General features: G+C 39.7%; 5 protein-coding genes and 2 pseudogenes. 5 read left to right on the forward strand and 2 right to left on the reverse strand.

What is annotated here, in order from left to right:
- Positions 1–190 precede the first annotated feature (190 nt).
- From AC33VI_RS04840 to AC33VI_RS04850, 3 genes are all read left to right on the forward strand, one after another.
- Positions 191–430 (forward strand): hypothetical protein, encoded by a 240-nt coding sequence (locus AC33VI_RS04840; RefSeq protein WP_491781135.1) that lies wholly within the window; start codon positions 191–193, stop codon positions 428–430.
- 43 nt (positions 431–473) lie between these two features.
- Positions 474–2,762: an ATP-binding protein gene (locus AC33VI_RS04845; RefSeq protein WP_491781136.1), complete on the forward strand. Its 2,289-nt coding sequence runs from the start codon at positions 474–476 to the stop codon at positions 2,760–2,762.
- Positions 2,763–3,056: 294 nt separating this feature from the next.
- The gene (locus AC33VI_RS04850) at positions 3,057–3,620 is read left to right on the forward strand and encodes a hypothetical protein (protein ID WP_491781137.1); all 564 of its coding nucleotides are present in this window, start codon (positions 3,057–3,059) and stop codon (positions 3,618–3,620) included.
- A gap of 108 nt (positions 3,621–3,728) precedes the next feature.
- On the opposite strand, the gene topA is transcribed toward AC33VI_RS04850, so the two are convergent.
- Positions 3,729–6,395, reverse strand: a complete 2,667-nt coding sequence (gene topA, locus AC33VI_RS04855; protein WP_491781138.1) for a type I DNA topoisomerase — start codon at positions 6,393–6,395, stop codon at positions 3,729–3,731.
- A 289-nt stretch (positions 6,396–6,684) separates the two neighbouring features.
- Between topA and AC33VI_RS04860 the strand changes: the two are divergent.
- Both AC33VI_RS04860 and sir read left to right on the forward strand, forming a co-directional pair.
- Positions 6,685–8,261 (forward strand): annotated as a pseudogene (locus tag AC33VI_RS04860) (NAD(P)H-quinone oxidoreductase subunit N).
- A 637-nt stretch (positions 8,262–8,898) separates the two neighbouring features.
- The gene (gene sir / locus AC33VI_RS04865; protein ID WP_491781139.1) at positions 8,899–10,827 is read left to right on the forward strand and encodes a sulfite reductase, ferredoxin dependent; all 1,929 of its coding nucleotides are present in this window, start codon (positions 8,899–8,901) and stop codon (positions 10,825–10,827) included.
- Between the two features lie 108 nt (positions 10,828–10,935).
- Here sir and AC33VI_RS04870 read toward each other — a convergent pair.
- A pseudogene (locus tag AC33VI_RS04870) lies at positions 10,936–11,167 on the reverse strand (macro domain-containing protein); the annotation flags it as partial.

Consider the following 11,167-nt stretch of genomic DNA (forward strand, 5'->3'; position numbering starts at 1 on the left):
CCATACAGGTTGACTTTTTGCTCTTATATAGTGTTCTTTAAAGCAACCATACACTATGTTTAGTAGTTGACTAATGAGTAAGTTCCTTAACTTGTCACGATTGGGCAATACCAAACATAAATGTTAAATATTAAATGCTCAATGTTAAATGTTAAATGCTCAATGTTAAATGTTAAATGCTCAATGCTCAATGTTAAAACCTTGTAAAGTTTGCGGTACTCTCAATGCAGAAGGAGTAGAAACCTGTCTGAGTTGCGGTCACAATCCCGAAGGAAGTAAAAGACCAGCCATATTTCGCTATGTTGCGATCGCCCTAATTATTTGTTTTACTCTGCCTTTATTGTCTGGATTAATTAACTGGGTCTTATTACAACTAAAACCCGAATCTCCAACCCCGACTACCCCTTCTGTTTCCCAAATTAGGAAATAGCCATTAAAGCTAAGAGAAACAAATAATCTAAAACTAAAAAACGATGAATGAATATCAGAGAGTAAAACGAAAACTACAGATATCATTGGGAACTAAAATTACTCTGGCAATGACTGGTTTAATTCTGTCCTCCACAATAGTTGCTAGCAATTTTAGTCTGAGTCGCAATCGAGAATTTTTTCACCAACAGTTCGAGCGAGAATCAGATATTCTCTTGAAAACTTTAACCAAATCTATTCCTGAATTAGAGAATTCTCAAACCATAGAATTCATCGACAACACATTAACAAGATTAAAACAGCAAGATCTCATTCTCGATAGCATCGTTTATGACTCAACTGGTAAAGCGATCGCTATAAATAGACTTTCAGAAGACAAAAATCCCAGCACCATAAAAAAATTAGATTCTTGGGGGAAGCAAATTATCGGGAGCGAAACTACTATTTGGAATTGGAATTCAGATAGTCTAATTGCAGGTAGATCGATCGTTGTGGAGGAACAAATAGTTGCTGCGATCGCCATAGAAATATCTACCGTTTCCGCACAACAAAAATTGACCGAGCAAAAAAAACAAAGCTTATTTCTTGTGGCTATCTTGACTACAATTGCTAGTATCTTTGCCTATTATTGGAGTCGCGCGGTAACCGAACCTTTAAAGCAAATAATTACCGCTACCCAGTACCTGGCTTCTGGAGCGTTGGATTGTGAAATTACCGTTAAAAGTAACGATGAATTTGCTATTTTAGCTCGTACTTTTAACTTCATGACCTCGGAATTCCACAAAATGGTTGAGGATTTAAAATTTCGAGCAGAAGCATTACATCAAAGCGAAACTTATGCTTCGGATCGAGCTTTAGAGTTGAAAAAAGCTTTAGAAGAATTAGAAGATGCTAAAGCGATCGCCGACCAAGCCAATCAAGCCAAAAGCTCTCTTTTATCTAGCATGAGTCACGAGTTGCGAACTCCCTTAAATGGTATTTTGGGCTACACGCAAATTCTGTTGCGAGATCGTACTTTAAATGACAAACAACAAAATGGTTTAAAAATAATCCATGACAGTGGCAATCATCTTTTAACTTTAATCAACGATATACTCGATCTCTCTAAAATTGAAGCGTGCAAGCTAGAACTTTATCCCACAGAAGTTCACTGTGAAAGTTTTTTTAACAGTATTGGGGATATGATTCGCTTACAAGCCATCGAAAAAAGTATTCGGTTTGAGTGTATTCTGGCTCAAAATTTGCCCATAGGAATAGAAGTTGATGAAAAAAGACTCCGACAAATATTGCTCAATCTTTTGGGTAATGCGGTGAAATTTACCGATCGAGGTAAAGTTTCCCTGATAGTCGATCTAATTGCTCCTCAAAATCCTCAACAATCAAATGAGAAAACTTTACGCTTCCAAGTAATCGATACGGGAGTGGGAATGACTCACCAACAATTGAAACAAATTTTTCAACCTTTCCAGCAAGTGGGAGATGTCAAAAAAAGACAGGGTGGTACTGGTTTGGGTTTGGCGATTACTACGAATTTGGTTACCTTGATGGGGGGAGAAATCAAAGTTGCCAGCAAACCCAATCGAGGATCTAAATTTTGGTTTAGCCTTACTTTCCCCGCAGTCCAAACAACCAAAATAGAAAGCTTTACCGAGCCAAAACTTCAGATAGTTGGCTATCAAGGTCAAAGAAAAACCATCCTAGTGGTAGACGATAAAGAAGAAAACCGTTTGATACTTCTCCATCTACTCCAACCTTTGGGATTTCAGATTGTTTTAGGAGAAGACGGACAACAAGAAATAGAACTAGCTCAAAAAATAAAACCAGACTGCATTTTGACCGATTTAATCATGCCTGTAAAAACTGGATTTGAAGCAGTCCAAGAAATCAGAAAAATTCCGAGGCTAGAAAATACAGTGATTATTGCAATTTCTGCTAGTGCTTCCCAATCAGATCGCGATCTCAGCCGTTCGGCTGGTTGTCAAGCATTTTTAGCCAAACCATTTAGACAAGAAGATTTATTGGCTTTATTACAAAAATATCTCAAACTTAACTGGATTTATGAAGATCCTCAAGTAACTCTTTCCAAAATTAAGGCAAACGAACGACACAACTCTCAAAGTAAATCTGACAAACAGACGATCGCACTTCCTACAGAAGAAGTTGAAATTTTGTACGAACTAGCTATGCTAGGCAGTATGAAAAAAATTCGCGAACGAGCCGATTGTTTAGAAGAATTAGACGAGGCATACGCCCCTTTAGCCCAACAACTAAGATATTTAGCTCAAGGTTTCAAAGAAAAAGCGATCGTCGATTTGATCGAACAATATCTTTAACGTGAGCGTCTAACAAACAAATGATCCTGCGTAGGTTGGGAAAGGGTTCAAGGGCAAGGAGAAAAGGCTAATTTATTTAAAAGCTTTTACGTATTTATACGTAAGTCGCCAAAGCCCATAATAAGATAGCATTGTGGGTCTTGCTTTATAATTCCTTAAATAAAATCTTATTTTTTGGTGTTTTGCTTCTCCATAAAATTACAGAAAACATGAGGAAAATACTGAAGTCTTATGTGTTTTTAAGCAGTTATTTTTAAGAAGAATAAGAAAAAATTACTGGTAAACATACATTAAATGATAGATTTACGTAACTATAAAAACGGATTATTCAAAACTGCGATCGCTTTTTGCTTATTAGGAAGCATGGTAACTTTTGGAGGAGCTAAAAAAGTAGTTGCATTATCCGATGATGTGTTTGGTTTAGAGCTTCACTATCGCGATTCTGCTTTTCAATGTGGTTCGGATACCACTCAAGCTGATATCCAAATTGATGTGTACGATCAAAATAACAACTGGTTAACTACCTTATCTAAAGGTGATAAATATACAAGTACTGATTTTGATTCCGTCAATAACTTAAGCTTTGTTTACAACGTTTATAATTTGAGTTGCATCAGTCACGGTGCTTCCGTTGCACCAGAAGATACTATGTTGCTAGGTGCAAACGATACTGTACCAGATATCGATGGATTTTCAGGGCAAGCTTCTATAGAAGAAATGCTGGTCGGTCTTAGCAGCTATGAAGAGCTATTGTTAGTAGAATTAGGAACTAGCGATACCAGTGATAGTGCTTACGATCTACAGGATACAGTTCTGGTGGTCGATAATAATCCTGTATCTTTGCTCTTCGCCGATTAATAAACTCATAACCTCCAAGCTACTTGTGGCTACTAGACAAAAGAAAAAGAAATTAGGAGCGAATATACTATTATTTTTCATCTCCTAGTTCCCTAGTCTCCAGTTCAACTAAGAGACTTTTTTCTTAGCTGTAGTTTTTTTCTTAGTGGTTTTCTTTTTAGCTGTAGTTTTTTTCTTAGTGGTTTTCTTCTTAGTAGCTTCTTTTTCCGCTAACAACTCCAAGGCTTTTTCCAAAGTTATAGATTCGACAGTTTCCCCTTCGGGTAAACCGACATTAATCTTATTGTGCTTGATATATTCGCCATAAGGGCCTTTATAAATATTGACTGGCTCTTTGTCTTCAGGATGCGTTCCCAGTTCTCTTAGAGGAGTTTTCTTAGCACCACCTCGTCCTCGTTTGGGTTGTGCCAGTAATTCTAAAGCTCTTTCTAGACTAACTGTTAGAACATCATCTTCTTTTTTCAGCGATCGATAATCCCTTTGTATTTTAGTGTCTTCAGGGCCTTTAAATTCATGGACTACATAAGGGCCAAAACGTCCCAAAGCAGACTTAATTTTGCCTCCCGTAGCTGGATGATTTCCTAGCAGACGGGGCAAGGAGAGCAAGCCTACCGCCATTTCCAAGGTAACATCTTCAAATTTTACATCGGTTTTACTATCCTTTTTGGGAATAGAACTCATTTTGGGTTTTGGCCCATCTTCAGTTTTTTCTCCCAATTGCACGTAGGGACCATATTTACCCACCATAAAGTAAATTGCTTCCCCTGTTTCGGGATGAATGCCCACTTTGTCAGGACCTTTTTTCTTCTGAATAATTAAAGCTTCAATTTGTTCTGGATTGAGATCGGCAGGAGTTAAGCTATCGGGGATCGAAACTTTCAAAGCATCTGCTTCTGGTTCGTCTTTGGTGGGTATTTCGATATAAGGGCCATATTTGCCGATTCTAACCGTTGCATCAAGATTTTCTAAATGGATAGTTTTAGCAGTTGCGGGTTCGATTTCATCGCTTTTAAGATCGATTTGGGTTTTGAGTCCTGTTTCCCCTTGATAAAACTTTTTCAAATAGGGTATCCATTCCGCCCCTCCACGAGCAATTTCATCGAGAGTCTGTTCCATATGAGAAGTGAATTCCGTATCTACCAGATCGGGAAAATGTTCTTCCAACAAAGCAGTCACTGCAAAAGCAGTAAAACTAGGCACTAGAGCTTTACCGCGCATCTGGACATAACCGCGATCGAGAATTGTACCAATAACAGTAGCATAAGTACTGGGACGACCGATGCCTTCTTTTTCCAGGGTTTTAACTAAAGAGGCTTCGGTATATCTAGCGGGAGGTTGAGTTTCGTGTCCGATCGCTTCTAAATCTTTACAGTCTGGTTTATCCCCTTCTTTAAGGGGTGGTAAGAGAATTTCTTGGTTTTCTAATGCGGCATCGGGATCGTCCGATCCTTCAACATATGCCCTGAAAAAACCAGGGAAGTCTACTCGCTTACCGTTAGCTCTAAACACAGCATTTTCGACGCTCACATCGACCGTAATTTGAGTCAATCTAGCATCCGCCATCTGACAGGCAACAGTACGTTTCCAAATTAGATCGTAGAGCTTGAATTCGCGGTCTTTGAGTTTGGTTTCCTTGGGAGTGCGGAAAGTTTCCCCTGCAGGGCGAATCGCTTCGTGAGCTTCTTGCGCGCCTTTTGCCTTAGTGCTGTATTGACGAGGTTTGGGACTGAGATATTGTTTGCCATATTTCTCTTCAATACAACTTCTAGCAGCGGAAATAGCTTGACTGGATAAATGGGTCGAATCTGTCCGCATATAGGTAATAAAACCCTTTTCATAAAGCTTTTGAGCTACGCTCATGGTTTCTCTAGCAGATAGTCCTAGTTTGCGGTTCGAGTCAATTTGTAATGTTGAAGTAGTAAAGGGGGCGTAGGGCTTGCGGGTAGAAGCTCTTTCGCTACGGTTGCTCACCGTCCAAGTTTTGTCGATAATTCTTTCTTTTAGTTCGTTGGCTTCGGTTTCATTCAGCAAAACTACATCTTTGCCTTCGGCAATTTTTCCCGTATCGGGATCGAAGTCGCTACCAGTGGCAAGTTTTTTCCCATCTAAAGTAATTAACTTGGCTTCAAAAGGTTGTTTATCTTGTTCTAGATCCGCCTTAAGATCCCAATATCCCCCAGATTGAAAAGCTCTGCGCTCTCTTTCTCTTAATACGGTCAGACGTACCGCTACCGACTGTACCCTACCTGCGGAAAGTCCCCAAGATATTTTTTTCCACAATAGAGGAGAAACCGTATATCCTACCAGGCGATCGAGAATTCTTCTGGTTTCTTGAGCGTGAACTAAATCCCGATCCACTTCGCGACAATCTTGGAGAGCTTTTTGAATTGCCTCTTTGGTAATTTCGTGGAATACCATGCGCTTGACAGGCACTTTAGGCTTGAGAACTTCCAATAAATGCCAGCTAATACTCTCTCCTTCACGATCTTCGTCCGTTGCCAGTATCAATTCGTCTGCTGTCTTGAGGGCAGTTTTTAATTCCTTGACTACTTTCTTTTTCTTTTCTGGAACAACGTAAATAGGCTGAAACTCGTCTTCTACATTGATACCCAAAGTCGCCCACTTCTTATCTTTATAAGCAGGAGGAATCTCTTTTGCTGAAGGTGGTAAATCTCGCACGTGACCCATTGATGCCTCAACTTGATAGCTAGAAGGCAAATAATTACGAATAGTACGAGCTTTTGTAGGAGATTCGACAATGACTAGTGTTGACATAGAGATGGAATTATCGCTGTAAAATGACAGGTGTCGATCGTTTATCGAGGTTTAATGACTAATCTATAGTTATCTTCCCTGGTTCGGCAAACTTCTTTGATTGAATTTAGTTTAACGAGCCAATCCTAATTTCACCATAACCAAGATTAGCGAAGAGTTTGTACTTTTCTTGTTAAGAAGTAAAAACATAATAAGCTAAATAAAGAAATAGAACAGGGGAGTACAATCCTTTGTATAGCTTTTTTAGCAATTTTTCAATTGTATATATTTGACAGTACCCAAAAACTCTATGGATTTTTCTAGCAGCGTAGCTCAAGAGCTTCATGCAGGGACGATATTGCCCGAAGGCATTGTCATAATCACCCTGATGACTATTTTAGTCGGCGATTTGATTTTTGGACGTAGCTCTTCCCGTTGGTTGCCCTATGTCGCAATTTTTGGTCTATTCAATTCCATTGTCGCTCTATTTTTCCAATGGAGTAACCCCAATGCGATCGCTTTTCTCGGTTCGTTTGATGGGGACAATCTCAGTATTGTTTTTCGCGGAATAGTCGTTCTTTCCGCTGTGATTACTATCCCTATGTCAATTCGCTATATTCAGCAATCGGGACATCTTTGGCAGAATTTATCGCCATTCTGCTAACGGCTACTTTAGGCGGTATGTTCCTTTCTGGGGCAAACGAACTAACAATGGTGTTTATCTCGTTGGAAATGTTAAGTATTTCTTCTTACTTGATGACGGGATACATGAAGCGAGATCCTCGCTCTAACGAAGCAGCATTAAAATATTTGCTGATTGGTGCTGCTAGTTCGGCAATTTTTCTTTACGGAATGTCTCTACTCTATGGTTTGTCTGGAGGCGAAACAAATCTTAATATAATTGCCACTAAAGTTACTGCCATCAACGGGGTTCAGTCTCTAGGTTTGGCAATTTCTTTAGTATTTATCATTGCGGGTATTGCTTTTAAAATTTCTGCCGTACCTTTCCACCAATGGACTCCCGATGTATACGAAGGCTCTCCTACTCCTGTAGTAGCATTTCTTTCTGTGGGTTCAAAGGCTGCTGGTTTTGCCCTAGCAATTCGCCTGTTAGTCACTGCCTTTGGTTCGATGACCGAACAGTGGCACTTTATCTTTACCGCCCTAGCTATTCTTAGTATGGTGTTGGGTAATGTAGTAGCTCTAGCTCAAACCAGTATCAAACGGATGTTGGCTTATTCTTCCATCGCTCAAGCTGGTTTTGTAATGATTGGCTTGATTGCTGGTACGGAAAATGGTTATTCCAGCATGATTTTTTATCTGTTCGTTTACCTATTTATGAATCTGGGGGCATTTACTTGTATTATTCTCTTCTCCCTCCGCACTGGTACGGATCGCATTAGCGAATATGCAGGCTTATATCAAAAAGATCCCCTGCTGACTCTTTGTTTGAGTATTTGCTTACTTTCCTTGGGCGGTATTCCTCCCATGGCTGGATTTTTCGGTAAGATCTATTTATTCTGGGCTGGTTGGCAGGCTGGTTTGTATGGTTTAGTACTATTAGGCTTGATTACTAGCGTTGTCTCTATTTACTACTACATTCGCGTCGTCAAAATGATGGTGGTAAAAGAACCCCAAGAAATGTCCGAATCGGTCAAAAATTATCCCCAAGTCAACTGGAAACTATCAGGAATGCGTCCTTTGCAGGTAAGTATCGTCTTGGCTACGGTAGTCACTTCTTTGGCAGGAATTTTATCCAATCCTTTATTTGTATTGAGTAGCAATTCTGTCAACAGTACTCCGATCTTAAGCTCGGCAGTCGTCACCCAAGAAATTCCTCAAACTACGATTCAAATTTCAACGGTAGAAGAATCAATTAATAGATAAGGATTTTAATTAAAACGCAGTTTAAAATAGTCACAAAGCCCTAATTGACTGGGCTTTTTTTATGTTTGATATTTTTTCCAGTCGGTTTTCACCAATATCTCAATCCCCCATTCCAAGCTATATTGTGAATAATACATAACCCTGCGGGATTAACCTCTCGATTAAAGAGTACACGCCCAAAAGTAGGGATATTTAATTTCCTCAGATAACAAAATTAAATCTAACAGACACAGCATTAAGAAGTTTTGCGATCGTTTTCAGTATAAAAACTTGTGTTCTTTGTTACTGAAATGAGAAAATATTAAATCCATGCTGGCTTTCGGCTCAGTAGCATCAGTTACAAAACTGTTTGGCTCGCCAATGTTGTCTGTAGAAAAATAGGCTTAGATGCTAGATGTAAAACCAAATAATTCCTACTATCTTTTCCTAAATGACCTGCTAGAAGACAATTCTAGCTAGAAAAAATGCTCTTTAAATTTTAGTGAAGTAGAAAAACGCAATAATTATAATTTTTATACTTTCCTATCTCACTATTTGAATTTCCTAGAGATTACAAACGCTAAGATATAACTGAAAGCCCCAGAACATAAAGCAGCATCAGACTAACCCTACCTCCCGATCCTTATATAAGAAGTATATGGTTCAAGCTCCTATCAAAACATCCAAATTAGAAAAACTAAAAGAACGCAGTAATTTTTTAAAAGAACCTCTTTTAACAGAACTCCAGCAAGATACAACTCATTTTACTGAAGATGCCATTCAAATCTTGAAGTTTCACGGTTCTTATCAACAAGACAACCGCGACAATCGAGTCAAAGGTCAAGAAAAAGACTACCAGATGATGTTGCGTACCCGCAGCCCAGGAGGGTTTATTCCCCCAGAATTGTTCTTGACTCTCGATAAACTTTCTGAAGAATATGGCAACCATACCCTAAGAGTTACCACCCGTCAGGGTTTTCAGATTCACGGCATCTTAAAGAAAAATCTCAAGACGGTGATTCAAAATATCCTCAACAGCATGGGTTCTACCCTTAGTGCTTGTGGAGATGTTAACCGTAACATCATGTCTCCTCCCGCACCTTTTAAGAATAAACCCGAATATCAGTATGCTTTTGAGTATGCGAACAACATTGCCGATCTGCTTAACCCTCAAAGTGGTGCTTATTATGAAATTTGGCTAGATGGCGAAAAAGCCATTAGTGCCGAAGAAGCCCCAGAAGTAAAAGCAGCCAGACAAAGCAAAGGTCGGGGAATGATCGTAGAAGGTAGCCCCGAACCGATTTACGGTCAGCAATTTATGCCCCGTAAGTTTAAGATTTGCGTTACCGTACCTGGAGATAACTCTGTAGATATCTATACCCACGATATTAGTTTGGTGGTAATGACCAATAAAAAAGGCGAGTTACAGGGTTTTAACGTTCTAGCTGGGGGTGGTTTGGGTCGCACTCACAACAAGGAAGAAACCTTTGCCCGTATTTCCGACGAGATTGGTTATGTAGACAAAGAAGATGTCTACGATTTAGTGAAAGCCATTGTTGCCACTCAAAGAGACTATGGCGATCGCTTTAACCGTCGTCACGCCAGAATGAAATACTTGATTCACGACTGGGGTGTAGATAAATTCAAAGCCAAAGTAGAAGAATATTTTGGTAAAGAACTCCAAGCCTATAAAAGATTGCCCAAATGGGAATATCAAGACTTTTTGGGCTGGTACGAACAAGGAGATGGTAACTGGTTCTTTGGTATTGGGGTAGAAAATGGCAGGGTTAAAGATGAAGGTGCTTTCCAACTCAAGACAGCCCTGAGAGAAATCGTCCAACAGCTTAATATATCTATGCGTCTGTCGGGCAACCACAACATAATTTTGTGCGATATTGCCCCAGAACACAAAGAAACTATCGAGAATATTCTCAAAAATAGAGGTATAGAAACCGATCCCAACGCTATAGAACCTCTAACTCGCTATTCGATGGCTTGCCCCGCTCTACCCACTTGTGGCTTGGCTATTACTGAATCGGAACGAGCATTACCTGGAATAACCGATCGCATTCGGTCATTATTGAATAAACTAGGAATGGTAGACGAACATTTCACGATTCGGATGACTGGATGCCCTAACGGTTGCGCTCGTCCCTACATGGCAGAGCTTGGATTTGTTGGTAGTGCGCCTGGAAAATACCAAATCTGGCTGGGAGGTACGCCCAATCAAACTCAACTAGCCCAACCATACGAGCAAAAAATGCCCGTAGAAGAGCTTGAAACCTTCTTTGAACCTATTTTTGTATTTTTTATGTACAATCGCAAAGCAAAAGAAAGTTTTGGTTCTTTCTGTAGTCGTGTCGGATTCGCTGCCATTCGCAATTTTGCTGCAAATTACACTATAGGAAGTTACATGGATACAGATACTACTCCCAAACGCAAATTCCGCAAAAATCAACGTCGCGTGAGCGTCCCCGATGAGATTTTTCCTCAACTCAAAGAAATTGCTCAAAAAGAAGGCAGACCGATGAATCAAATTATTGCCGATGCCTTAAGTGACTATTTCACCAAAAGTAAAGAAGCTTAAATAACTCGATCTTTAATCAATTAGATTTAAATACTCATCTCAAAGGCGATCGCTTTATCTTTAAGGCGATCGCTTTAATTTTGATCTAAAAAGCTAGAGCGAAGTCTTTTATGTTTCCCAAATTTCCAATTGTCTCTGTGCAGCTACAAAGCAATTAATCCACTTTGGGGGATAGAGGAAGCGATCGTAAGCTAGAGACATCTGCCTGACGGCTTCTCGATAGGGAATATTACCGATCCCAGTACCCAAACCAGGACAAACAACACTCTCAATTTGCCGTGAAGAATGTTTATTATGCTGACGGATAGCTAGTAACATCGCCCACATGGCTATGTAGGGC

It is taken from the genome of Waterburya sp. (assembly GCF_058530065.1).

What these genes read in the sequence shown, in the direction of transcription:
- AC33VI_RS04840 (WP_491781135.1), top strand. Translation starts at nt 191, where the DNA reads ATGTTAAAACCTTGTAAAGTTTGCGGTACTCTCAATGCAGAAGGAGTA.
- AC33VI_RS04845 (WP_491781136.1), top strand. Translation starts at nt 474, where the DNA reads ATGAATGAATATCAGAGAGTAAAACGAAAACTACAGATATCATTGGGA.
- AC33VI_RS04850 (WP_491781137.1), top strand. Translation starts at nt 3,057, where the DNA reads ATGATAGATTTACGTAACTATAAAAACGGATTATTCAAAACTGCGATC.
- topA (WP_491781138.1), bottom strand. Translation starts at nt 6,395, where the DNA reads ATGTCAACACTAGTCATTGTCGAATCTCCTACAAAAGCTCGTACTATT.
- sir (WP_491781139.1), top strand. Translation starts at nt 8,899, where the DNA reads ATGGTTCAAGCTCCTATCAAAACATCCAAATTAGAAAAACTAAAAGAA.